This window comes from Lactobacillus sp. UMNPBX17, from assembly GCF_002553735.1.
GTDB lineage: Bacteria > Bacillota > Bacilli > Lactobacillales > Lactobacillaceae > Lactobacillus > Lactobacillus gallinarum.
In genome coordinates this window covers 1-25,107 of sequence record NZ_PCYT01000025.1, presented here as the reverse complement: position 1 = coordinate 25,107, position 25,107 = coordinate 1, and the positions used below count along the sequence as shown (strand labels likewise).

30 protein-coding genes and 5 pseudogenes are annotated in these 25,107 nt (G+C 36.0%); 29 read left to right on the top strand and 6 right to left on the bottom strand.

Annotated elements, in window-relative coordinates; translation table 11 throughout:
• On the bottom strand, positions 1-205 hold a 205-nt coding region (locus tag CP368_RS05545; protein ID WP_158227423.1), incomplete at its 3' end, for a helix-turn-helix domain-containing protein.
• A gap of 98 nt (positions 206-303) precedes the next feature.
• Between CP368_RS05545 and tnpA the strand changes: the two genes are divergently transcribed.
• From tnpA to CP368_RS05415, 26 genes and pseudogenes are all read left to right on the top strand, one after another.
• Positions 304-768 carry an IS200/IS605 family transposase gene (tnpA, locus tag CP368_RS05540; RefSeq protein ID WP_098036363.1) on the top strand — a complete coding sequence of 155 codons (465 nt, stop codon included), beginning with the start codon at positions 304-306 and terminating at the stop codon, positions 766-768.
• Between the two features lie 154 nt (positions 769-922).
• Positions 923-1,138, top strand: coding sequence for a helix-turn-helix transcriptional regulator (locus CP368_RS05535; RefSeq protein ID WP_025006076.1), 216 nt, complete (start codon positions 923-925; stop codon positions 1,136-1,138).
• Between the two features lie 64 nt (positions 1,139-1,202).
• Entirely contained in the window at positions 1,203-1,577 is a 375-nt protein-coding gene (locus CP368_RS05530; RefSeq protein WP_233185802.1) for a hypothetical protein, read from the top strand.
• Positions 1,578-1,591: 14 nt separating this feature from the next.
• The gene (locus CP368_RS05525) at positions 1,592-2,455 is read left to right on the top strand and encodes an NAD(P)-dependent oxidoreductase (protein ID WP_098045833.1); all 864 of its coding nucleotides are present in this window, start codon (positions 1,592-1,594) and stop codon (positions 2,453-2,455) included.
• The gene (locus CP368_RS05520; RefSeq protein ID WP_098045832.1) at positions 2,455-3,717 is read left to right on the top strand and encodes a replication-associated recombination protein A; all 1,263 of its coding nucleotides are present in this window, start codon (positions 2,455-2,457) and stop codon (positions 3,715-3,717) included. Before CP368_RS05525 ends, CP368_RS05520 begins: the two co-directional genes overlap by 1 nt.
• A gap of 97 nt (positions 3,718-3,814) precedes the next feature.
• Positions 3,815-4,045, top strand: coding sequence for a hypothetical protein (locus CP368_RS05515; RefSeq protein ID WP_087176336.1), 231 nt, complete (start codon positions 3,815-3,817; stop codon positions 4,043-4,045).
• A gap of 80 nt (positions 4,046-4,125) precedes the next feature.
• Positions 4,126-5,105: pseudogene (locus CP368_RS05510) on the top strand (Gfo/Idh/MocA family protein).
• A gap of 14 nt (positions 5,106-5,119) precedes the next feature.
• Positions 5,120-5,980 (top strand): annotated as a pseudogene (locus tag CP368_RS05505) (HAD-IC family P-type ATPase); the annotation flags it as partial.
• A gap of 76 nt (positions 5,981-6,056) precedes the next feature.
• The gene (locus tag CP368_RS05500; protein WP_025006081.1) at positions 6,057-6,287 is read left to right on the top strand and encodes a heavy-metal-associated domain-containing protein; all 231 of its coding nucleotides are present in this window, start codon (positions 6,057-6,059) and stop codon (positions 6,285-6,287) included.
• Positions 6,288-6,839, top strand: a complete 552-nt coding sequence (locus CP368_RS05495; RefSeq protein ID WP_098045831.1) for a DNA-binding protein — start codon at positions 6,288-6,290, stop codon at positions 6,837-6,839.
• 17 nt (positions 6,840-6,856) lie between these two features.
• Positions 6,857-7,510 carry a Crp/Fnr family transcriptional regulator gene (locus CP368_RS05490; RefSeq protein ID WP_098044032.1) on the top strand — a complete coding sequence of 218 codons (654 nt, stop codon included), beginning with the start codon at positions 6,857-6,859 and terminating at the stop codon, positions 7,508-7,510.
• A gap of 257 nt (positions 7,511-7,767) precedes the next feature.
• Entirely contained in the window at positions 7,768-8,427 is a 660-nt protein-coding gene (locus tag CP368_RS05485) for an amino acid ABC transporter permease (protein WP_087176338.1), read from the top strand.
• Positions 8,408-9,082, top strand: coding sequence for an amino acid ABC transporter permease (locus tag CP368_RS05480; protein ID WP_087176339.1), 675 nt, complete (start codon positions 8,408-8,410; stop codon positions 9,080-9,082). Before CP368_RS05485 ends, CP368_RS05480 begins: the two co-directional genes overlap by 20 nt.
• Positions 9,083-9,091: 9 nt before the next feature.
• On the top strand, positions 9,092-9,832 hold the full coding sequence (locus CP368_RS05475) for an amino acid ABC transporter ATP-binding protein (protein WP_056945624.1): 741 nt from the start codon (positions 9,092-9,094) through the stop codon (positions 9,830-9,832).
• 11 nt (positions 9,833-9,843) lie between these two features.
• Positions 9,844-10,704: a transporter substrate-binding domain-containing protein gene (locus tag CP368_RS05470; RefSeq protein ID WP_098036370.1), complete on the top strand. Its 861-nt coding sequence runs from the start codon at positions 9,844-9,846 to the stop codon at positions 10,702-10,704.
• A gap of 93 nt (positions 10,705-10,797) precedes the next feature.
• Complete coding sequence (locus tag CP368_RS05465) at positions 10,798-12,180, top strand: YSIRK-type signal peptide-containing protein (RefSeq protein WP_098044030.1); 1,383 nt, start codon at positions 10,798-10,800, stop codon at positions 12,178-12,180.
• Between the two features lie 373 nt (positions 12,181-12,553).
• Entirely contained in the window at positions 12,554-12,793 is a 240-nt protein-coding gene (locus CP368_RS05460; RefSeq protein ID WP_098036372.1) for a hypothetical protein, read from the top strand.
• A 9-nt stretch (positions 12,794-12,802) separates the two neighbouring features.
• Positions 12,803-13,105, top strand: coding sequence for a hypothetical protein (locus CP368_RS05455; protein WP_098036373.1), 303 nt, complete (start codon positions 12,803-12,805; stop codon positions 13,103-13,105).
• A 13-nt stretch (positions 13,106-13,118) separates the two neighbouring features.
• The gene (locus CP368_RS05450) at positions 13,119-13,529 is read left to right on the top strand and encodes a hypothetical protein (protein ID WP_098045830.1); all 411 of its coding nucleotides are present in this window, start codon (positions 13,119-13,121) and stop codon (positions 13,527-13,529) included.
• Positions 13,530-13,717: 188 nt separating this feature from the next.
• The gene (locus CP368_RS05445) at positions 13,718-14,149 is read left to right on the top strand and encodes a CopY/TcrY family copper transport repressor (RefSeq protein WP_098045829.1); all 432 of its coding nucleotides are present in this window, start codon (positions 13,718-13,720) and stop codon (positions 14,147-14,149) included.
• A gap of 133 nt (positions 14,150-14,282) precedes the next feature.
• Positions 14,283-16,436, top strand: coding sequence for a heavy metal translocating P-type ATPase (locus CP368_RS05440; RefSeq protein ID WP_089147960.1), 2,154 nt, complete (start codon positions 14,283-14,285; stop codon positions 16,434-16,436).
• Positions 16,437-16,488: 52 nt separating this feature from the next.
• The gene (locus tag CP368_RS05435) at positions 16,489-16,653 is read left to right on the top strand and encodes a DUF2933 domain-containing protein (RefSeq protein ID WP_098036376.1); all 165 of its coding nucleotides are present in this window, start codon (positions 16,489-16,491) and stop codon (positions 16,651-16,653) included.
• A gap of 183 nt (positions 16,654-16,836) precedes the next feature.
• Entirely contained in the window at positions 16,837-16,968 is a 132-nt protein-coding gene (locus CP368_RS10970; RefSeq protein WP_255404534.1) for a hypothetical protein, read from the top strand.
• A gap of 545 nt (positions 16,969-17,513) precedes the next feature.
• Positions 17,514-18,134: pseudogene (locus CP368_RS05425) on the top strand (CadD family cadmium resistance transporter).
• A gap of 64 nt (positions 18,135-18,198) precedes the next feature.
• Positions 18,199-19,533, top strand: a pseudogene (locus CP368_RS05420) (IS3 family transposase).
• Positions 19,534-19,544: 11 nt separating this feature from the next.
• Positions 19,545-20,129, top strand: coding sequence for an LPXTG cell wall anchor domain-containing protein (locus tag CP368_RS05415; RefSeq protein WP_025006095.1), 585 nt, complete (start codon positions 19,545-19,547; stop codon positions 20,127-20,129).
• A 52-nt stretch (positions 20,130-20,181) separates the two neighbouring features.
• Here CP368_RS05415 and CP368_RS05410 read toward each other — a convergent pair.
• Positions 20,182-20,472, bottom strand: a pseudogene (locus CP368_RS05410) (multidrug ABC transporter permease); the annotation flags it as partial.
• Positions 20,473-20,920: 448 nt separating this feature from the next.
• Here CP368_RS05410 and CP368_RS05400 point away from each other — a divergent pair.
• On the top strand, positions 20,921-21,673 hold the full coding sequence (locus CP368_RS05400; protein ID WP_087176346.1) for an NADPH-dependent oxidoreductase: 753 nt from the start codon (positions 20,921-20,923) through the stop codon (positions 21,671-21,673).
• A 228-nt stretch (positions 21,674-21,901) separates the two neighbouring features.
• Here CP368_RS05400 and CP368_RS05395 read toward each other — a convergent pair whose 3' ends face one another.
• The 4 genes from CP368_RS05395 to CP368_RS05385 form a co-directional block, all read right to left on the bottom strand.
• Positions 21,902-22,318, bottom strand: coding sequence for a TetR/AcrR family transcriptional regulator (locus CP368_RS05395; RefSeq protein ID WP_239464569.1), 417 nt, complete (start codon positions 22,316-22,318; stop codon positions 21,902-21,904).
• Positions 22,312-22,500: a TetR/AcrR family transcriptional regulator gene (locus CP368_RS11030; protein ID WP_369822632.1), complete on the bottom strand. Its 189-nt coding sequence runs from the start codon at positions 22,498-22,500 to the stop codon at positions 22,312-22,314. Before CP368_RS11030 ends, CP368_RS05395 begins: the two co-directional genes overlap by 7 nt.
• Before the next feature lie 139 nt (positions 22,501-22,639).
• Positions 22,640-22,924: a cupin domain-containing protein gene (locus tag CP368_RS10730; RefSeq protein ID WP_233185801.1), complete on the bottom strand. Its 285-nt coding sequence runs from the start codon at positions 22,922-22,924 to the stop codon at positions 22,640-22,642.
• A 165-nt stretch (positions 22,925-23,089) separates the two neighbouring features.
• A complete protein-coding gene (locus CP368_RS05385; protein ID WP_233185800.1) occupies positions 23,090-23,464 on the bottom strand; it encodes a hypothetical protein in 375 nt (124 codons plus the stop codon).
• Positions 23,465-23,688: 224 nt separating this feature from the next.
• Between CP368_RS05385 and CP368_RS05380 the strand changes: the two genes are divergently transcribed.
• Both CP368_RS05380 and CP368_RS05375 read left to right on the top strand, forming a co-directional pair.
• The gene (locus CP368_RS05380; protein ID WP_098044026.1) at positions 23,689-24,207 is read left to right on the top strand and encodes a GNAT family N-acetyltransferase; all 519 of its coding nucleotides are present in this window, start codon (positions 23,689-23,691) and stop codon (positions 24,205-24,207) included.
• Between the two features lie 86 nt (positions 24,208-24,293).
• The gene (locus CP368_RS05375; RefSeq protein ID WP_025006099.1) at positions 24,294-24,761 is read left to right on the top strand and encodes a DNA starvation/stationary phase protection protein; all 468 of its coding nucleotides are present in this window, start codon (positions 24,294-24,296) and stop codon (positions 24,759-24,761) included.
• Positions 24,762-25,107 lie beyond the last annotated feature (346 nt).

Genomic DNA, 25,107 nt, shown 5'->3' with positions numbered 1-25,107 from the left:
TAGAAAAGGCAAAAGGCATTGCTTGATATTGTCTAACAGCTAAATAGTGCTTAGCATGATAATTGCTTCGATTGCGTCCTACATAAGAGTTGTAGACAAAGCGTTGCGCATCATAGTTCAACTTAATGATTTTCTTTTGCTTAGAACTAGGATAAAAGCGAAGCTTAACGCCAAAATGATAGGCTAAGCTGCTCATTCTCTTCATGATTTCACCTCCTCGTATTATTGTAATTTGATTATAGCCTATGTATATCTTATAATCCACAGTAAACAGATATGTAATAGATAAAAGGATATTGGACTATGAATTATAAAAGAGACAAAATAAAAGACGCAGGCTATGAAAAACACTACGTCTATAATGCACACTATCATCTAATTTGGTGTACTAAATACCGCAATCAAATCTTTACTAACCAAGACTTGGCTCAAGAAATGCGAGACTTGCTCAAGCAAATAGCTGAAGATAATCAAATCAAAATTGAAAAAATGGAAATAATGCCTGAACATATTCATTTGCTTATCAGCTTTAGGCCATCAAAATCGGGTTCAAGCGTAGTCAAAGCGCTCAAAGGAAGAAGTGCTTTCTTATTCTTCAAGAATCACCCCGAAATTAAGCAAAACAAGATGTGGGGCGGACATTTATGGTCACCCAGCTATTACTTTGGCACGGTGGGGAATATGTCTAAAGAAGTAGTAGAAAAATACATTAATGACCAGATCTACAATGCCATTTCTGGCGGCAAGCCCTATCCATCCCCGCATTAAAATACGGAGATTTTCGGGCGTTTTTCATTAAATTAATTTTTGTCATCATAAAACCTCATTTCGTTACTTCTATTTTATTGCAAATTGGGCAAAAATTGTTACAATGTGAAGTAAACTACATGAAGTAGGTTTCATGTTTTAGGGAGGGATCAAAATTCCAAATCTAGTTAAACAATATCGAAAAGAAAATAAAATGACACAACGGGAGGTTGCCGAAAAGGTGCGCGTGACAGAGCGCACAATTATTTCAGTGGAGAAAGGGAAATATAAGCCTTCCATTGTTTTAGCTTATAAACTGGCTAAATTATTTGGGACAGATATTGAAACTTTATTTTGCTTGAAGGAGTTTGTTGAAAATGAAGAAGAATGATAAAAAGAGAAAAAATAAATACGCTATAAATACAGTATTCTTTCTGATCATAACTATTATAGACATGGTTGATTTATATAATGATATTTTTAATGGGCGAGGTCACACTATCAAAGATTTAGTTTGGTTAGTAATTTTGATTTTGGTAACCTTGGGTAATTACTATCTAATGAAAGATATTGGTACTATTGACGATGATGATGAACGTGATGATTATGTCCAGATGAAGACAGATTCTACATCGTATCATATTCTTGAATGGATCATAATTATTGCTAGTGTGGCTTTTTCAGCTTGGGGAGTTATTCTATATTCCAAAAACGGAAATGAGCAATTGGCCTTTGTTTTAATTATTATTGGAGCAGTTTTATCATCAATTTGGATATTAACGATTATTATTAATTTCATTATTTGGTTAGTTAATTATTATAAAAATTAAAGGAGAATACAGTAATGAAAATTGGATTTATTGGTACTGGCGTAATGGGGACTGGCATTATTAATAATTTGCTAAAGAATAATTATGACGTCACAGTTTACAACAGAACTAAGGCTCACGCTCAACCTGTCTTGGATAATGGAGCCAAGTGGGCAGACAATCCTGCCGAATTAACTAAGCAGGTAGATGTTTTATTCACGATGGTAGGCTTTCCACAAGATGTTGAGAACATTTATTTTGGAGAAAATGGGATCTTCGAAACAGCCCAAGCAGGGCAGTACATCATTGACATGACCACTAGTAAACCAAGCTTAGCCCAAAAGATTGGTCAAACTGGTGAAGATAAGAGGATTCATATTTTTGATGCACCTGTTTCTGGTGGTGATATTGGCGCCAAAAAGGGGACATTAACAGTCATGATTGGTGGACATGAAGAAGAGCTTGATCAATTACGTGATATCTTCATGACCTTTTCAAGTAAATTGAATTACTTCGGTCCCTACGGTAGCGGTCAACATGCTAAGATGGCTAACCAAATTATGATTGCCGGAACTATGACTGGTATGACGGAGATGCTTGTTTATGCAAAAGCTGCTGGACTTAACTTGGAACAGGTTTGTCAAACACTACAATCTGGTGCTGCAGAAAACTTTAGTCTAGGATCTTATGGTCCACGTATACTAAAAGGTGACTATACCCCTGGCTTTTTTGCCAAACATTTTTTGAAAGACTTACGTATTGCTCTCGAAGAAGCAGAAAAGATGAACTTAGACTTACCTTCAACCAAAGAGGCAAAACATTTATATAAAGTTTTAGTTGATGACAAAAAACTAGGTAATGATGGCACACAAGCTTTAATTAAATTGTGGTGGAAATAATGTCTTTCAGAACACCTCTGGCAGATAAAATGCGACCGCAAACACTGAATGATATGGTAGGCCAACAAGATTTACTTGGTAAAGGAAAAACTCTTCGTCGAATTATTGAACAAAAAGTCAATATTTCTCTAATTTTATGGGGACCACCAGGTACTGGAAAATCTAGTTTAGCCCAAATCATAGCTAAGCAATTTGATTATCCTTTAGCAAAATTTAATGCCTCAATCGACAATAAAGCTAAATTAGATCAATTTATCAAAACTTATCCTTATCAGCCCTTTGTTTTGCTTATTGACGAGATTCATCGAATGACTAAAAACCTACAAGATTTTCTTTTGCCATATTTGGAAAATGGTCATATTCTGCTTGTCGGTGCAACAACTGAAAATCCGATTATGTCAATAGTTCCAGCTGTACGTTCTCGTTGTCAGATTTTTGAATTTAAAGCATTAAGCGATCAAGATATTGAGATAGTTTTAAAACGTGCCGCAACAGAAGTTCTCAAATTGAAAGATGAACAGATTGAAACAGATGCATTGAAATTAATAGCTATTGCAGCAGATGGTGATCTACGTGTTGCGTTAAATATATTAGAAACAGTTCATGCAATTAATCCTGAAGAATTAACTGTTCAAGATGTTAAAAACTTTGCTAAAGGACAGAATTTTAGCTATGACAAAAAGGCAACTAAACATTACGACTATTTAGCTGCCTATTCAGACTCTATGGCTGGTTCAGATACAGATGCTGCACTTTATTATTTAGCAGTTTTATTGAAAAATGGAGACTTGCCATCTGTTGTCCGCCGGTTAAGAGAAATTCCATATACTTATATTGGTTTGGCCAATCCGCAACAGGTTACTCAAATAGTTACGGCTGCTAATCAGGCGGAAAAGGTGGGGATGCCTAAAGCGAAGTATCCTTTGATATTTGCCACTATGTTGATGTGCATTTCACCAAAGTCTGGTTCTTTTGATGAAATTTGGGATAAGTTAGACAAAGACACTGAACATCCTAGTCAACACCCCATGCCTCGAGGGTTACGTGACATGCATTATAAGCATTCTGAAGAAATTACCGGTGGTGGTTTGATTAAAAGCCCATTTGCTGAACCACATCAGATTGCAAAGCAAAATTACATGCCTCAAGGTTTGGAAGGAAAAAGATATTACTATCCTAAAGATAACGCCAATGAAAAAAGACTAAGTGAGCAATATTTAAAATTGCATCGATATATCTATGGTGAAGATTACAAGAACTAATAATATTTAAAATTATGTAAGCTAACTTTTGGTAAGCTTGTAAAAGCTAATTTCTTCAGCTAAAATAGCTTTAGTTAAATTATAGGAGTTGAAAGAAATGACAACTAACGAAAAAATCATTACTTTAGTGAAACCTGAATACTTGAAAAAAATTCCTGCTATTTTTCGTAAACATGCAACTAATAATACTTGTAAATTAATCGCTAAAGAATATCCTGATTTATATGCTGCTTTTGAAAAGGATCCTAGTGATGAACAAAAGCAAAAAATGACTAAACTTGTTAACGGCATTTTCGAGGAAAGAATGAAAAAACATAATATGCTTTAAAATAATAGAACTACAGACTTATGCAGATAGGTTCTGTAGTTTTTTGTTTGCTTAATTTTTGAATATTGATCATACTAAAAATGAAACTTTTAATTGCTGGTGCCGGCTTTATTGTACAAGATTGTCTTCAAATAACTAAGGATTTGTCAAAAGTAGAATTAACCGGAATTGCTGGTACAGAAAACGATTTAACTACTATGAAAGAATTAGCTAAACAATATAATATTCAAAATATTTATACTGATTATGCAACTGCTTTAAGGGAAACAAATGCTGATACAGTATATGTAGCCGTACCTAACTTCCTGCACTACTCATTTGTCAAACAAGCATTATTAGCTAATAAAAATGTGATTTGTGAAAAGCCATTCACTGTTAAATACGATGAATTTAAGAAATTAAAACAGTCGGCATTAGAAAAAGATCTAATTCTAGCTGAAGCAATTACCAATCAATATTTAACAAACTATCAAGGATTAAAAGATAAATTGCCTGATTCTAGGTCTAATTAGAATTGTGTCCATGAATTACTCACAATAATTCTCACCGTTACAATGCTTTTAAAGAGGAAAAAATTTTACCAGTATTTGACCCTAAAAAGGGTGGTGGTGCTCTGATGGATCTGAACATTTATAATATTCACTTTATAGTGGGACTTTTCGGGGTGCCAAAATCAGTTGAATATTTAGCCAATATTCAACGTGATGTTGATACATCTGGTATTTTGCTACTGGATTATGGTGATTTCAAAGTTTCATCAATTGCAGCAAAAGATTCAGGAGCACCTGTAACTTCAACTATCGAAGGAGAAAATGAAACAATTGTAGTTAATGGACCAGCTAATGTCATGGATTCATTTGATATTTACCATAACAGTGAAAAACTACAACATATTGATAAGAAAGTATATCCTCATCGAATGTTTGATGAGTTTAAAGAATTTAACCGGATGATAGAAAAACATGACATGTCCAAATGCAAAAAAATGCTCAACCATAGTGACGAAGTAATGCAAGTTTTACAAAAGACCGTTGAAAGCGCTGGGCTTAAGCTGGAATAGGAGGAAAACATGAAATTCATATTCTAAATGGTGATAGAAGAGAAATTATTAATTTAGCTGTAAGTATTGAAGCTCGAAGTAACCACCCATTAGCAAAAGCAATTGCTAAATTAGCTGATGAAAAGATAGATCATATTACTACTAATACAATTAAAGGAAAAGGAATTTCTGCTACTTTAGAAAACGATAAATACTATTTAGGTAATTTAGCATTAATTGAAGAGCATACTTTTGTTAATGCAAAACTAACTAAAGTAGTTAATAAATTAAGCAATTTAGGTAACTCTATTGTCATTTTTTCTAACACTGATCAAAGTATGTTAGCAGTCTTTGGCATTAAGGACCGACTTCGACCAGAATCTAAAGCTGCATTGCTTAAATTAAAACAACTTGGGATTAAAAAACTAGTGATGCTCTTAGGCGATAATCAAGAAACAGCAAAACAAATTGCGGCAGAGTTGCCAATTGATGAAGTACATGGACAAATGTTACCTGCAGATAAAGCGCAATTTGTTAAAAACGAACAAGCAAATGGTCATCATATAGCTTTTATTGGTGACGGAGTCAATGATAGCCCTGCTCTAGCTAATGCTGACGTTGCTATTGCTATCGGTAGTGGTACCGATGTAGCAATTGACGTGGCAGATATTGTTTTGGTGAAAAATGACTTACGTAAAATTGACTATGCCTTAGCAATTTCTAAGCGAACTGTCTTGAACATGAATGAAAACATTGCAATTGCATTATTAACCGTACTGCTATTGTTCGTTGGATTGTTTGCGGGTTATGTTGAAATGGCTAGTGGCATGTTTATCCATGAATTTAGTATTTTAGTCGTTATCTTAAATGGGATGCGCTTAATTAAAAATTATTAAAAACTTGATGACCGTCAAGTTTCTAAGAAGAAAAAAGATTTAGAATTTAATATGTAATGATGAAAGGAAGATATTTATGCAAAAAGTAATGATGAAGTTAGGTGGCATGACTTGTCCATCTTGTTTAACCAAAATTGAAAAAGCTGTTGAAAACGTTAATGGCACTGATCAAATTAAGGTTTTGTTCAACGCTGGCAAATTAAAGTTTGTAATGGATTCAAACAAGACCAACACAGATGATGTGAAGAATGCTATCGAAAAAATGGGTTATGAAGTTATGGACATTAAAGAAAAAGAGATTAATTAAATGAATTCAGAAGAAGCATACCAATCAGAACTAAAGCAAAGTGAAATAGACCATCACACTCCCACGGTCGGAGCAATGGTTGGTCATATCATTGCTAACTTATTAATTCACTCCTTAAAAATTAGCCAAGCTAAATTCTTTACCAAAGGTAATGCTAGTTTATTTTTATGTCAATATGCTCCTAAATGGATTGAATACGAACAAACAGAGTTCAACAAATTAAACCAAATTTTGGTAAATAATGGCGAAAGTATTCCTACAACCACCGACCAATTTAAAGAATATACTATGCTCGAAAAAAATGGAGCTACAAAATACGAAAAGGGTAACGATCAATTATTTACATTAGTAAAAGACTTTGATACGCAAATTCTTTTTATTACTAAGGCTATTACTCTAGCCCAAAATGAAAATTGGCCAGAATTAAGTGTGAACTTAATAGAATTATTATCATGGATTAAAGAACAAATTCGCCAATCACAAAACTTTTTGAATCACGATTTGCGTGAAGGATTGTATACTGAAGAAGACGATGATGATGACGATTTTTAAATAAAGGAAGTCTTTAAATGGCAGAGTTATGTGTTCAGTTAGTCCCACTATTTAATGCATTGCCTATAGATGAGCAAATGCAAATAGAAGAGCTAGTTCATCACCAAAATTATCGAAAAAATGAGTTAGTCTTGGATCCCACTTCAAATAGTAATTTAATAATTCTTGCTCATGGTAGCGCTCGTCTTTATACCTTGAACAAAGAGGGACATGAGAATGTTATTCAAGTCTTGAAAACTGGAGATTATGCTGGTGAAAATTGGTTATTTGGTGAGGCTAATACCAATACCTACGTTGAAGCCACAGAAGATAGTGAAATTTGTTTACTGAATCGCAATGACTTTTTAGCTTTGATGAAAAAACAACCGGAATTAAGCATAAAGCTCCTAGAACAAAACATCATTAAAGTACGTGCTTTGCAGAAACAAATACAATTATTAAGTCTTCCTAAAGTAGAGGATAGACTACTTAATTATTTGCAGACCTATGCCAAAAAAGTAGGACATAAATCATTTATACTACCATTAAAAATGAAAGATTTAGCACTTTATTTAGGAACTACACCAGAAACTTTATCCCGTAAATTTATTTTACTCGAAAAACGAGGAGTCTTAAAAAGAAAATTGAGACGAATCCAACTATTATTTAAAAAATCAATTGACAATAAATAAGCATGAGTTTACACTAATAGTCAATGGAAGTTACTAAAAGTAAGAAAGGAGTACCAACATGTTGAATTTACAAGCTATATGTCATAACTGTGTATGTTGTCCAAAAGACAATACTTTTTTGCATACGCTAATTCAGCATGACGTACTTCGATATATTTATAGTTAACTTGGTTTTTTAATTTAGCTATTTTAAGGATCTACGAACTGAATTGGTTCGTGGATCCTTTTTTGTTTGGTCTTTGGGAGGGTAAGATCTTATGAATTGGTCAATCATACAACAAGCGTTGCCAGTATTTGTCCATGCATTTGGACTCACAATTTGGCTATCGCTAATTGGAATAATAGGTTCAATTATTGTTGGAATAATCGCTAGCCTGACGCAATATTTTAAAGTACCAGTACTCAGTCAAGTCATGACAGCATATGTTGAACTAGCACGAAACACACCACTTTTAATTCAATTATTTTTCCTGTACTACGCTTTTCCAGTTATCGGAATAAAAATGTCCGCAGAAGTTTGCGGCATTATCGGTTTAATTTTCTTAGGTGGAGCATACATGGCTGAGGGATTTACTGGTGGCTTTAATGGAATTTCTACGAGTCAAATTAATAGCGGAAAAGCATTGGGGATGAGTCGTTTTCAATTAGCTCGCTATGTTGTTTTTCCGCAAGGCTTTGCCTTAAGCATGCCTGCCTTAACAGCTAATATTATCTTTTTAATTAAAGAAACATCAATTTTCTCAGTAATTGCGATTCCTGAATTAACCAACACGGCCTTAGATTTAATTGGAATGTATTACCGTTCTAATGAATATTTATTAATGCTGGTTATTGCATACGCAATTATCTTGATCCCAGTAATTCTTTTATTAACTTGGCTTGAAAGGAGAGTTCGTTATGGTGCATTCGGGAATTAATGTTTTATTTGAAGGAAGTAACTTCGCCCGTTTAATGGCTGGTCTTTGGACCTCAATTTGGATCGCAGCTATTTCATTAATAATCGGTTTAGCAATTGGTATTATTTTCGGTATTCTGCGAACTTTATCTAATAAATTCATTCGTTTTATTCTGCGAGTTTATCTAGAATTCTTCCGAATAGTACCTACGATCGTTTTACTTTACCTGGTTTACTATATTTTGCCGCGAACTTTTCATGTTAATTGGCCAGCAACCTGGATGGCAGTTTTAGCATTTTCACTATGGGTAGCTGCCGAATTTAGCGATATTGTTCGCGGAGCAATTGAATCAGTTCCTAAGAGTCAACGAGAATCTGGTTTAGCACTAGGTTTAAGTAAAATTCAGCTGTTTAGATATGTTCTGCTTCCTCAGGCAATTAAACTTGAACTACCCGCTACGATTAATTTAGCAACGAGAGTAATTAAGACAACTTCACTTTTACTGGTTATCAGCATTATGGAAGTAATCAATGTTGCCCAGCAAATTATCGAAGCAAATAACCAACAATATCCAACTGGTGTTTTCTGGGTTTACGGTTTGATCTTTATTTTATATTTCGTTCTCGATTACCCATTATCAGCTTGGGCTAAGAAATTAACTAATGAAAGAAAATAGGTGACTATTATGACTGAAGAAATTTTAAAAGTTGAGCATTTAAATAAGTTTTATGATGAACGACAAGTTTTACATAACATTAATTTTTCACTGAAAAAGGGTGAAGTATTAACATTACTTGGACCATCTGGTTCTGGTAAAAGTACCTTACTTAGAACTTTGAATGGATTAGAAGATTATAAAAATGGATCAATCTATTTCCACGAGAAGAAGATTGATCCTAGTCCTAAAGAATGGCAAATCTTGCGACAAAAAATCGGTATGGTTTTCCAAAGTTACGATCTCTTTCCAAATCTAACCGTGATAGAAAACGTCTTACTTGCTCCAGTAAAGGTACAAAAACGTGATGAAAATGAAGTTAAAGAAGAAGCAATTAAATTACTAAAGCAAGTTGGATTAGAGCAATATCTAAATGCTTATCCTAGAGAATTATCAGGTGGTCAAAAACAACGAGTAGCCATAGTTCGTGCATTGGCAATGAAACCTGAAATCATGCTTTTGGATGAAATCACCGCATCCCTCGATCCCGAAATGGTACGCGGAATTGAGGAAATCGTTGAGCTCCTTTCTAAACGTGATCACATGACAATGATTATCGTTACTCACCAAATGAATTTTGCTTCCCGAATTGCAGATGAAGTACTCTTTTTGGAAGATGGCCATATTTTAGAAGATACACCAGGAAAAGAATTCTTTAATCATCCTCAAACGCAAAGAGCAAAAGATTTCCTAGACAGTATGGATTATTAAGGATAAAGCCAATGAAAAAGAAAAATATTTTTAATATTATTATGGGCATCGTTGCTCTGATAGTGGTAGTGAGTGCTGCTTATTTTGGCTTCACACAACCTAATTTAAATAGCGGTACTGCTGGCAGCCGTTGGAGCAATGAAAACGGTATTTCAGAAATTAAACGCCGTGGCTATATCAGAGTTGCAGTTTTTGGAGACTTACCACCATACGGTTGGGTAAATGACCAAGGCAAAAGAGTAGGGTATGATGTTTACTTAGCGCGTAGAATAGCTAAAGATTTAAACGTTAAAATTCGTTTTATTCAAGTAAATGCCAATAATCGTGTAGATACTTTGAATTCAAACAAAGCGGATATAGTTTTAGCTAACTTTACAGTAACGCCTGAACGTAAGGATGTAGTTGATTTTGCCAAGCCTTATATGAAGGTGTCAGTGGGTGTAATTTCGCCTAAAAACGCGCCAATCAAAAGTGCCCAAGAATTAAAGGGTAAAAAATTGATTGTCACTAAGGGTACGACAGCCGAAAACTATTTTGCTAAACAATCTGGTGTTGACTTATTAAAATTTGACTCTAAGACGCAGCAGTTCAACGCGCTAAAAAATGGCCGTGGTGCAGCCTTAGCTGATGATAATTCATATCTTTATGCTTGGGTTAAGAAAAATCCGAAGTATGTAGTCGGCATTAAAAGTATTGGGTCACGCCAGTATGTGTCTCCAGCTGTAAAGAAGGGCAATCTCTCATTATTAAAATGGACCAATCAAGAAATAACTAAGTTAACTCAGGAAGGCTTCTTTGTAAAAGATTATCAAACAGAACTTGCACCATACTTTGGAAAGGATATTAAGCCAACCGACATTATTTTGAAATAAGTTAAAAGAGAACTTCGAAAACGAGGTTCTCTTTTTTAATACCATCATCAAAAAAATAAATGATGTTTTATTTGTATTAAGGGATTGATAACAATGAGACTGAAAAAGAAGAACTTACACTTAAACCAAGAAATTGAACAACACTACAGCTTTAGAAAATTAGCATCAGGTGCGTTGGTTTCCGCAATTATTGGTGCGTTTTTCATAGGGATTAAAACTGAAACAGTTTCAGCTGCTGTAGACAATAATGCTACTCAAGTAACTGTTAAAGAAACAAGCTCTCAAACTTCAACAGATAATTTAGATGTAAATACTGACAGTCACAGTTCTGATAAGACATTAGATAATACTCTTACATACGATAATCAAATTATTAAAAAAGAAACAAATAATACAGAAGCAGAACAGGTTACACAAACTACTGACAAGGAAGAGACTACTACTCAACCAACACAAATTAGCCAAAATGATACTGCCAAGATTAATGTAGAAAAAGATCCTAAACAAGAAACGATCACTACTTCAAAGGCATCATCAGTAGATGCAACTAAACAATTATTAGAATCAAAAACTGAGTCAACCGCTAAATCAGTAACTTTCGGAAATGGCGGTGCTACATTATCAATTAGTCGCAATACAATAGGTGCGACTGGTGATACCACAGCAATTGCTGTTGATTTCAACGTTTCTAATCCAAAAAAGGGCGATCAATATCAAATTGTAATTCCTAAAGGAACTTATGGTATTGGTACTGATGGACAAAATATTCAGTCTGGTGGTACAACTACGATCGCTAATGATGAAGATAAATGCATCATCACTAACACATTTACTGATGATAATGCCGGTACAATTCACCAACAATTTACTTTAAATCCAAGTAATAATTATGGCAGTCAGGATACACCAATGGAATTTATTGGTGATGTACTCAAGAAAATAACCATCACTAAAAAAGATGAAGCTGGAAATTCCGAAACTAAAGAATTGAACTTGACACAAGTTGTTAGTCCAGAAATGAATCCTACATTTAAGCGTACAAGTCCTATAGCTGATTCTGTACGAGCTTTGCCAAATACTGACTATACCTATGAACTTGACATTAATGAAACAGACGGCGTAGCCAAAGGTCTTGATTATTCTAGCAAAAAAGTTAATTCTACAGTGAACACTAATACCATTATTACAATTCCTGTACCTGATAGTTTTGTGTTGAACCAAGATAAAACTTACACGATTAATGATTTTGGCGATCAAACAACTATTACTCAAGCTGTTGGACCCGGTGGCACTATTGTTATTCATGTGCCAAAGCGTAGTGGTCGTCAACATTGGAACAATGGTAGTTTTGGTTATAGAATTGTAGGTCACTATGCTGTTGCTCAGTCAGTTGACGATACTGTAATCAAGGCAGATAAAACAATTCATATCGATCAAACTATCATAAAGGCAGACGGTTTCTTATTAGAGATTTAGATCAACCTTGGACTGAAACTTTACTAGGTAGTAAGCCAAACAATGAAGTACCAGAAATCACACTATCTGCGGATGTTTATGCGGACTCACATCAAATTCCACAAGATGTTGACCCTTCCAAGCTGGTTAACTTTTTTGGTTTTTAAAATACAACCAATCAAGATATTACTACTGCTAAAATTACGCTTACTTTTCCTGATGGTTTAAATATTAATCACTTAGATACTCCATACGATCCAGTTAATTTACCTGACACCATGCCTATACAATAACTTATACCGATGGTCAAACAAACTCTGAGACTATTCAAGCCGGTCAAAGTATTGAAGCCACGGATAATCAAAGTATTGCCAAGGTTGTCATTACACCTAACGTGATTTCTGCTGGTGCTATTTTTAACGGTGATAATCGAATTAAAGCCTACGGTACAGTTAATAAGACATTAAAGGCTGGCACACCAATCAAAGACGGTTACGAATTCGATTCCAAAATTGGTTTTGTTTATAGTGGCCTAATTAAAGGCAATGAAAATAGTTGGGTATTTGCAAGTCCTTTATATGCTAGACAAAATTTAGCAGAGCCTAAAACTAGTGTGGGAACTTATTATGAATAACATAAGCGCATGCCTGGTGATAACGATGCAGGATTTCTTTCAGTTTACAGTAATGCAGATAGAAATGCCACTTCTCATAGCGTGCTTGAACCAATTTTCTATTATGTTTTGCCAGAAGGTACCGTTTATAATGGTAATTTTGATCGTAGTTGGAAACAACCTGCGGAACAACAACCAAAGATTACTCACTTTACGGTTGATGACCAAGAAGTAGTGAAGCTTGATTACACTGGTACAGGCTATATCTTTGATACTACCGCTGTTCATAACAATGATGTTCATATTAATAACTTACCTTTGGCTGTCTCATAAATGGGCGATTTACATGTACAGTCCTCATATTAAGATGCTTGAGACACCAGCCAAAGATTATTCAGATTGGAAGAGCACTCAAACTGAAGGAAAATCTGACAATGTTTATGTCTTAGGTAATGGTAACTGGACCATTAGTACTGCTCAACAAGTCCACATTGCATCAGGTATTAAGGGAGCAAGCGATGCATTTGCAGTTGATAATACTATTGCTGATGATAAAAATCCTGGGGCATTAGAATATGACTTGAGAATCGACAACAATTTGCAAAAAGTTAATAACGGAGTGGCGGTCATTAATATTAACGACGAGGCCGACAATAACTTCAATTTCACAATGACGGCTCCTGTTAATGTACCTAATGACATTAAAGTTTTATATTCTACATCATTACTTTCAATTTATGAATACAAAATATGTTAATCTTTCCCACGGTAATATCTTTTAAGTTCTTGATATAAAGAACTATTTTCTAGCAAGTATTCATTATAGTGAAAAATTCATAGTATTTTCTGGCAGAAAGGTTGCATTATTGTGACTACAATTGTAAACTAATAAATGTTAGGAGTCTACAAACGTAAACTTAGAATTCAATTAATGGAGGAAGCCAATTGAAGGATGCAAAGAATGTAACCATCACCGATTCTGAATGGATGGTTATGAAAGTAATTTGGACAATGGGACATGCGACTAGTCGTGAACTAATTGATGCTATGAACGAATTAGAAGGCTGGTCAGCCTCAACAACCAAAACGCTACTTCACAGGTTGATTCAAAAACGGGCGGTTGCGCAGCATGGCGGCAGTCGACCATTCACGTATAAGCCGGTTGTTGGCGAGAAGGAATCAATGGCCGTAGCGGCAGATGATTTGTTTGACCATATGTGTGCGATGCGGGCTGGTTCAACAATTGCCGGCGTTATTCAGTCAAGGGAACTCTCACGGGCGGATATTGCGAACTTACAGGCGATTCTAGCTGAAAAGGCCAAAACAGCGTCCGAGGAAGTTCAGTGTAACTGCTTGCCAGGTGATCAAACGTGTTAAGACTGTGGTGTTCTGTTTACGTTTAGGATTGCTGCACAAAAATCCCGAGCCCGGGGATTTCCACACAAGGAACTTATATTTAGGCTTCTAACCGCTTTGCTACGCACACTTATTTTTAGGAGGGTCGATAATCATGGAAAATAAAGAGGAACATATGAACATGAAAAACATGAGTGCTAAGAATATGGAAAATAATGAATCAAATATGAGTCATATGGATCACGATATGACCGAAACGGATCACAGCCAAATGAACATGAATCACGGTGATATGGATATGGCTGGGACCGACATGATGATGCACGGTGGCTCAATGATGCATATGGGGAATTTGAAAGTTAAATTTTGGGTCTCCGTTGTCTTAGCGATTCCAGTTTTACTGTTAGCACCAATCATGGGTTTAAACGTTTCCATCCTTAGTTTCAGTTCACCGCTAATTGTTGGCATTATCATCGTTTTGTTTGATACGGCACTTTACTTTTATGGCGGAATGCCCTTTTTAAAGGGAGCTAAAGCGGAAATTCAGAATAAATCTCCTGAAATGATGACGCTAGTAACCCTTGGAATTTCCGTTTCGTATTTCTACAGTTTGTACGCATTTATTGCCAACAACTTCTTGAACCCGGCAAATCCTGTAATGGATTTTTCGTTCGAACTTGCAACCCTGATTTTAATTATGCTTCTAGGACACTGGATTGAAATGAATGCATTGATGGGGGCTGGGAATGCATTACAAAAGATGGCGGCTCTGTTGCCTAAGACGGCTCATCTAGTTACAGATAATGGTGAAACAAAAGAAGTGCCAGTATCTGATTTAAAAGTTGGTCAAGCTTTCCAAGTGCGTTCAGGTGAGAGTATTCCAGCCGATGGTGTTATTACGGCTGGGGAGTCGACCGTGAATGAAGCACTGGTAACCGGTGAATCTGCTGCCGTTACCAAGAACGTTGGCGATAAGGTCATTGGTGGTACAATCAACAATAACGGGACGCTAACGGTTAAAATTAGTGGTACTGGTGACTCCGGCTATCTTTCTCAAGTAATGAAAATGGTTCGAAATGCCCAGCAAGCTAAATCTAAAGCAGAAGATAAAGCTGATTTAGTTGCCAAGTATCTATTTTACGCGGCACTTAGTGTTGGGATTATTGCTTTCTTTGCCTGGTTACCCCAGGGATTGGCGACTGCAATGACGATCATGGTGACCGTCTTCGTGATTGCTTGCCCGCATGCATTAGGATTAGCGATTCCATTAGTGGTTTCTCGTTCTACTACGATTGGCGCTCAAAATGGGCTATTAGTTCGAAATCGCCAAGCCATTGAAGCAAGTCAACATGTTAGCCACGTTCTCTTGGATAAAACTGGCACGTTAACAGAAGGTAAATTTACGGTGAATGCATTGATTCCAAATAATGGGATTGACGAAACAACGTTATTAAGCCGACTGGCCGCCCTTGAAAATAATTCGACTCATCCGCTGGCCCAAGCAATCATTGCTGAAGCCCAAGCGAAGGACATTGAAGTCGTTGCGGCTGAAAAGTCTCAAAATATTCCGGGTGTTGGTATTTCCGGTAATATTGATGGCACTGACTATATGATTGTTAATGGTAACTATTTAACAAAGCAAGGGATCAGGTTTGACAAAGCCGCTGCTGATAAATGGGCTGCTAAGGGTAATTCCGTCAGCTTCCTATTGCAGGGCACCCAAGTTCAAGGAATGGTTGCTGAAGGCGACACCATCAAAGCGAGTGCTATGGAATTAATTAGTGGTCTTCAGAGGCGAGGAATTACCCCCGTAATGCTCACTGGCGATAATCCAAAAGCCGCGGAACACGTTGCTAACTTACTAGGATTGACTGAATTCCATGCAGGCCTATTACCAGATGATAAGCAAAAGATTATTGCTGATTATCAAGCAAAGGGCAATCACGTCATCATGGTTGGTGACGGCGTAAATGACGCACCAAGTCTTTCCGCAGCCGATATTGGAATTGCAATTGGTGCCGGAACCGATGTTGCCATTGATTCCGCTGATGTTGTGTTGGTTAAATCAGAACCCAGCGATATTTTACATTTTCTTGATTTGGCTAAAATCACAAATCGGAAAATGGTTCAAAATCTCTGGTGGGGAGCAGGCTACAATATTGTCGCAATTCCACTCGCTGCCGGTGTGTTGTCATTTATGGGAATCACTCTAGACCCAGCCGTTGGTGCTGTGGCCATGGCGATGTCGTCAATTATCGTGGCAATTAATGCGATGGGATTGACTGGTAAAAAGATAAAAAACGTATAATTAAGTGATGACAAAAACTTATTATAGAAACAAAGCGAAAGGAAGTGAAACTATGTCACAATGGATTCTGATAGCCCTTCTTCTTCTAGCACACCCACTCATGATGCTATTTATGCACAAGGGTATGCACGGTGGCTCTGGTAGTATGGGCTGCTGTGGAAACAACACTCAACAAAATTCCAATAATACTGAAAAGCCACGTAAAAAAGTCAATTAACTTGTGGGTATATATTATATAAAAATATTAACTGGTAGTCGCGGTGATGAGGTCCGTGAACACCTTTACGAAAATGGTCAAAGACGGGTTGGTCCTCGTATACTAAAGAAAAATACAGTGACAAACAACGGAGAATTTCACCCTGTACCTGGAAATATAGTTCTCATTCCCTTAAAAGGGACGGTGAAACTGACCACACCAGATCAAGAATGTACAATCAAAAATGGTCAACTTGCAATACTTGGACCAACTGATAGTTTTTACTTAACTGCAATTGATGATGTTGAATTTGTCGGTGTTGTTGATATTAAATAGCTCAAAAAGAGTGTCACATGGCACTCTTTTTTATATATGCTGGCTTCTCCATATTTACGACACATATGACTGTTTTAATAAAGTGTATTTCAAAAAAATAGAGGAGAAAGACCAGCTGGTAGTTTGGTCTTTTTTCTCTTGAAAAAAATGCATTCTAAATAGTTAATTCATTTTCTTGTGGTTAAGCTAACACTAGCCTGCCCCGCTCGGGTAGAGTTCTGCATGAGATGCGCTCGCTATGCAATAGCCCGTCGGAGGTTCTTCTAGCCGGGTAATAGGCGCAGAAAAATAGCAGTTCTCCCCAGTAGGAAGGGAGAACGCTACTACCTCGTAGAGCCCACACTTTACCTTGCAAAGTATAGTGGGTTATACTTTACTTGGAAGTAATCACCGAATTCCAGTTAGAAACTATTTTGTAACTACGTTTTGAGGAGGATAAAATGCTTTCTTACGTGCGGCATTACCCACTAGCGATAGCTAAATTAATGTGTCTGTGCTCCCCTAAAATCTGCTGATTTATTACTGACTAATACAGGAGTTTTTTTATGGGACAGACAATCATATCTGCTATTGGTGTTTATATTTCCACCAGTATAGATTATTTAATTGTTTTGATTATTTTATTTGCACAGCTATCACAGAATAAACAGAAATAGCATATTTATGCGGGGCAATATCTAGGCACGGGCTTACTTGTAGGGGTGAGTTTAGTTGCTGCTTATGTCGTCAATTTCGTGCCTAAAGCATGGATGGTTGGATTGCTTGGTTTAATCCCTATCTATTTAGGGATTCGCTTTGCAATTGTTGGAGAAGGTGAGGAAGAAGAAGAGGAAGAAACTATTGAAAGATTAGAACAAAGTAAGGCAAATCAACTGTTTTGGACAGTTACATTGCTGACAATTGCGTCTGGCGGAGATAATTTAGGTATCTATATACCTTATTTTGCTTCGTTAGATTGGGCACAGACCCTCGTGGCGTTGCTTGTGTTCGCAATCGGCGTAATTATCTTTTGCAAGCTTAGTCAGGTGCTATCCTCTATTCCGTTAATATCCGAGACAATTGAAAAATACACGCGAATCATTGTGCCCTTAGTATTCATTCCACTTGGACTATACATCATGTATGAAAGTGGCACGATAGAGACTTTTCTAAACTTTATTTTATAGATAAAAAAGCCCCTTAAATGATATGACCCCCGAAATTAGTGTTCTAATTTCGGGGGTTATTTTCATGACTAAATACACTAAAGAAATCAAACTTGCTATCTACCACGAATGGGTAAATAATCACAGAAGAGGCACCTACCTTAGCCGGAAATATGGGATGGGGCGTGGAGGAATCCAGTATTTGGTGGACTTGATTCAAAAACATGGTGAAGATATTCTGGATCGCCCTCAACAGAAATATACTGCTGATTTAAAGCTTGCTGCCATTGATAGAGTTCTGCTAGGCGGTGAAGCACTTAGACAGGTTTCTCTAGACTTAGGACTTACAAATACAGGCATTCTTGCAAATTGGCTTCGCTCTTTTAAAGAAAACGGGTATACTGTCATTACCAAGAAGAAAGGTAGATCAACCCAAGAATGCCCAAAAGCAAGGACAAACAGTGGATCAAAGAACTGGAAGAGCAGGTAAAGAGGCTTACAGTCGAGCTTGCATACATAAAAAAATTGGAGGCCTTAATTCACGTAAGAGCCAAGAAAAGAAGAATTAGCTCGTGCAATCAATGAATTAAGGCAAGAATTGCGGCTTAGCGTTAAGTACATTATCGACGTTATCAATGCCAACCCTGGATTGCCTCATATCTCAAGAAGTAACTACTACTACCAAACCCATAAGCTTGATAAGGATTCTGGTAACCAGAAGCTGATGGATAGAATCAAAGAGATCTTTCTAGAACACAGCCAGCGCTATGGGTACCGGCGAATCTACGGACAGCTTCGCCGGGAAGACTATGAGGTCAACCATAAGAAGGTGCAGAGGCTCATGCAAAAGATGGGCTTATTCGCTATCTCAATCCGCAAGAAACGTAAATACAGCAGCTATTACGGCGTTCAGGGCAAAATCAAGCCAGACTTAATCAAGCGCAATTTCTACGCAATTATTCCCAACAGACATTGGTTTACCGACGTGACTGAATTCTATCTTAGAGATCAAAAGCTCTACCTTTCTCCAATTATCGATGGTTGTACCCAAGAAATCATCTCCTACAACATTTCTAGGCACCCAGACCTTAAGCAAGTGATGACTATGCTAAATGACGCATTTGAGAAGCACCCGGCTCTTAATGGGCTTATTTTCCACTCAAACCGTGGCTGGCAATATCAGCACCAAGCATATCGAGCTGCTCTGGCTAACAGAGGGATCGATCAGAGTATGTCCAGGTTGGGTAATTCTCTCGATGACGGTTTAATAGAAGGCTTTTTCGGCATTCTTAAGCGGGAGATGTTCTAAGGCCAAGAACATAAATACAAGGACTTAAATGAGTTTGAGAAAGCTATTCACAAATACATCGATTACTACAACAACGTAAGAATCAAGACAGGACGAAAAAGCAAAGAATAAGCCAAAGTGGTATGCCTTCTACTACTGATAAACCGGAAGGACACATTGGCGTAAGTGGTGATCCTATCACTTCTGATAAACCTGAATTTCCGATTGGCATCAGCGGCGATCCTATCACTACCGACAAACCGAAATTCCACATTGGTGTAAGTGGCAATCCCATTACTACGGGCAAGCCAGAATTTAAGATTCCAGAAGAACCGAATGTTCCTGAAGTGCCAGATACTCCTGACACAGATGAGCCTGATGAAACTATTCCACCAAAACCCGAATTAAACACCGAAGATTCTGACATAACAGTTAAGCCAGATGCTGAATCAAAACCAAAAGGTAAGTCCAATAACGAAAAATCTACCCGTAAGACTATTCAGCCAAAATCTGAAAAGCAACCTACTGCACCTAAAAAGCATTACAAGGTAAATTCAGCAATTAATACGCCTGAAAAGAATAAAATTATAGCAACTAATACCAAAATTGAATTGCCACAAACTGGTAATTCAGAGAACAGAAATACTAATTTAATTGCTGGAATTCTTTTAAGCTTAGGCACTGGTATATTGTCTAGTCTTGGGTTTAAGAAGCGTAAACACAATTAAAGATAAAAAAACAATCAAGTCTCACTTAAAAAAGAGATTTGATTGCTTTTATTTATTTCTTAAATTGATTTTTAACATATTCCGCATAGAGTGGGGTAGATTTGATTAAATCATCATGCTTACCATATCCCGAAACAGTGCCATGATCGATAAAGTAGATACGATCTGCATCAACAATCGTGCTTAACCGGTGTGCTATGACCAAAGTTATCCGATTTTTCATTAATCCACTCAGCGCCTTTTGGACCATTGCTTCTGATTCAGAATCCAAGCTAGCTGTAGCTTCGTCTAACATTAAAATCTTAGGATTGCGTAAAAATGCTCTAGCAATTGCGATTCTTTGACTACTATGTTGGCCGTGCATTTCACCCACGTTCAGTTAACTCAAATGGTGCTTGGGATGCTCTTACTCCATGGAGCTACTACAACTTCCCACTACAGCAAAGAATTGAAACTATCAAGTAACCTAAGTTAATCGTAACTGGTGAAAAAGCCCACTCACGTTACATGGCTGAAGAAGCTTATAACCCGATTAAAGGATCCAAAAGAACTGGTCATTGTGCCTAATGCAACTCACGTTGACTTATATGACCAAATGGATAAAATCCCATTTGATAAATTTGATGAATTCTTTAAAGAAAATCTTTAATTAACCAACATATTATATAATTCCATAACTGCAAAAAAACGAATAACGATAATCATTAATAATAATGAAAGTCGTTGCTCGTTTTTCTTTGTCTTCTGTTACAATATAGTAGACTTACAATTAGTTAGAAAGAAGCTTAATTATGATTCATAACTCCACCATTGATACTCAACTCAATCACAAGTCTATTCGAAAATTTAAGGATATCACCTTAAATCATGAACAACTAGAAACTTTATACACTGTCTTCAGCCGCACAGCTACTAGCATGTTCATGCAAAACGCATCCCTACTGCACATCACCGATGAAGCCAAAAAACAAAAGATCCAGGAACTTTGCGGTCAAAAATATGTTGGTGCTGAAGGAGACCTATTTATTTTTATTGTCGATCTTTACCGCAATCAGCAAATTAGAAAGCAACTAAACAAAGATGACGGTAGAGTACATACAACCGATATTTTCTTCCAAGCAATGGAAGATACATTGCTTGCTTTTCAAAATGTGGCTAATGCCGTTGAAAGCATGGATTTAGGTTATGTGCCTCTTGGTACAATCAATGATCATCCTTTGCAAATGCTAAAAACTCTTGATCTACCTAAGTTAACTTTTCCTGTTTTAGGGATGCAAGTTGGCGTGCCCGATCAAGAGCCACAATTAAAGCCACGTTTGCCACTTAAATTCATATGTTTTGAAGATTCATATCCAAAAGATTTTGATGTTAAAGATTTAAAGGACTACGATCAAGTCGTGACTACTTACTATGATTTACGTGATAGTAATCGCCGGATTGATTCATTTACTAAGCAAATTACGGGCGCTAAGCTCAATAATCATGAAACTGATCGTGATCAATTAGTAAAAGAATTACATCAACAAGAATTATGTCTTGATTGAATAGAGCTTGTGCCATATTTTTGGTAAAATCATTCATGAAGGAGTTCTTCTTTCTGTATGTTTTTTTGTTCAAACCAATCATACGAGAAAGGAACTCCTTTTTCTAATAGTTTAAGAAATTAATTTAAAGAATCATTCATCCTTACACAAACTATTTTACGGTCTCTTTTTTTGCTTAACATTAGGATACTGGTCTATTTTATTTAAGTCTTAATAAATATATTTGACTTAATCATTCTTAGCTAATTTCTCATATCCAGCTTTAGTAAAACGATTTAACATTTGCACACCATGGGCCCATTTTTCATTCTTTTGGAAATGATTGGCACGATTAACAGCGAAAGAGCCATGAATAATATACGTAAATAATGTTTCGGCATCTTCTTTACTTAACCCGGTTTTCTTAATAATTAAAGGCAAGACTTTACCTCGCTCATGAGCAACTATCCGACCAAGAATGTATTCACTTAAATCAGGATCCATTAATAGACTTTGATATTTATCTGAATCTCCGATCCGTTGACAAGCAGGTACTAAGGATTCATTTTTATTAAGATAATCAAAAGAATAGTGGTCCTCTGTATCTAATCCTGTAGCTGATTCCTGAACTAAAAATAGGACATCATTGAGAACGGCATTTAACACACAGTTATTGATGTGAAATGTAAATAGAAAGTAGAACGAGTAATATCAGCTTCACGACAAATTTGAGTAATAGTAACTTTAGAATATGATTTTTCTTTAACTAATTTAATAAAAGTATCTTTAATTACTCTAATTGTATAAAGTGTTCTACGATCTGTTTTTCTTCTTTTGATTTCTACCATAGCTTATTAACTCACAATCTTATTCTTTAATACTAAATCGTTCAATAATATCACCTTGATCAGGGAATAGCTGCAGCAATTTATCTTTTCTTGGCACATATATTGCGCCATCACTACCATCTGGTAGTTCGGTAGATATTTATGAAAATCCTACACCATTATTTTCAGCAGTTTCAATTGCAATAAAAGTTCCTGGATCAGCATAAAAACCACGAATTTCATTTTTGCTTTTATCAGGTCCTAATCTAACTTTATAATATTGTCCATTTTGAGTAAAGCAATGAATTACTGCAGCATCCCCAATAGAATACATCCAGGATTGACCATATTGAACTGTATGCAAAAGGGAAGGATGGTCTTTATCAATTTGACTACCTGGTCTAATGCCATTATCTACCATGTAATTAGGATAAAACAGCTGCATAACTTCATCCTGCTTTGCTTTTTGCTCAAGCGTTAATTGAGGTTCAGCTTTAGGAGTAGTAGGGCCTTGTGTTTTGGCGCCCTAACTTTTGCCAGTTGATAATTCCTAAAACTACACTAATCGAAGAGGAATATCCAATTGATTTTTCAGCAATTTTACTAGGTATCAACAATTCACCCTCGGAAAGAACTTTTTAAAAAGCGTATCTTGATTAGTAGTCACAAAATGCACTGGTTTATCGCCAATTAATTGTTTGAGATATTCATAAGTTAGTTTCTGCGGCGGAATTTTGAGAATCATTTTTAAAGATTCAAGCATAAAAGCCCGATGCTCTTCTTTGGAATTAAATTGAGTATAAAAGCCATTGAAGATACCTTCAAAATGATATTTATCATAAAAGTATTTCATACGCTTTATGAATAGAGGACTAGCAGAATACCAAAAATCCATTCCTGCCGCATTAGACATTCCACTTCCGGCTCCAACAATAATGGCATCTGCCTTTTTCACATGGTTTACTAATTCATCAATTTTATTCATATAATGTTTACCTCATTTTTTATTAGATTGTTTACTCTTATACATGCTGTATAGAACTTGATGTAAACATCATATGGTAAAGGGGTTAGGCAGTTAAGCACATTCACGGCAAAATGTCAGATTCAGATAATGGACAGATTTGAGATTATGTAGTGAATTTGCCTTTCATATTTTATTTTTGTATAGTTTGTTAAAAATATATGCAAAAAGGGGGAAGAAAAGATATGACACTTATTTACTCCAGAAAAGCTAATATAAATGATATTGATAGTATTATGCCAATCATCGATGACGCTAAGGCATTTTTAAAGAAAGCTGGTAGCACGCAGTGGCAAAGCGGATATCCTAATAAGCAAACTATCACTCAAGACATAGAAAATAATGTTGGGTGGGTTTTAGTTGTTGATCACCAGATAGCAGGTTATGCAGCTGTGATTGCTGGAATTGAACCCACTTATCAAGTAATAGATGGTCAATGGCATAATGATCAAGATGAATACGCAACCATCCACCGAATGGCTATTAGCAGCCAATATCGCGGGATGCATCTAGCAAATTACTTTTTCTCTAATTTAATTTCATTACAAGTGACAAACAATATATCTAACTTTAGGATTGATACTTTTAAGAAAAATGCAGTTATGCAGCATTTAGCTAAAAGTAACGGCTTTACTATCAGAGGAACGATAAAAGTAGATGATCCGATCGATCCCGAAAGAATTGCTTTTGAATTAAATTTATAAAGCATATCAGTTTACTAATTTATCTGTATCCGCTACCATGGGAGTATAAGCAACGTTGTATGTTTTAAATCCTAAGGAGGATTTTTATGAAATATCAAAAGACTAAAGAAATTTTAAATCAAGCAATTGCTGACCTTAGTCAATTACAAATGGTAGTACGTCAACAACACTGGTACATGCGTGGACCAGAATTTTTGAACTTACACCCATACTTAGATGAAGTAATGGAAGAATTAGACGACCAACGTGACTTAATCGCTGAAAGATTAATCACCATTGATGGTTCTCCATACTCAAGCTTGGCAGAAATGGTAGATCATTCTACAATTGAAGCTCATCCTGGCAAATGGGGCACACCTACTACAGAACGTTTTGCGACTATTGTTGATGGCTATCATCACTTGGAACACCTTTACGAAAAGGGAATTAAAGCCGCAGATGAAGAAGGAGACTACAGTTCAAGTGATATCTTAACTACTTGCCACAATGACCTCGAAAAGAGAATTTGGATGATGACAGCTGAGATTAATCAAGCTCCTGGAATTGATGAATAATTTAAAATAAATTCAAAACAAAAAAGACAGTAAGCTAGAAACATGCTTACTGTCTTTTTGTCATCTAATATCTACTTGTTCTTTTTCAAATATCTCACTCAACTTTTTAACTAATACTATCTATTAGCATTCTCCCCACAATATAAAAGTCCAGAAAAAGGGTGATTCACTCTCTAACAAGAATTGTACCAAATTAAACAAAAAGTTGATACTATTTTTTAATTATCTAAATTTATATTTTGTTCATTTGAATCATCACCAAAAAATTCGACTAAGACATCCGCATCAGGATACAGTTCGGGATGCAGATTTAAATATTCTTTTATATTGTTACAATATTCTATAT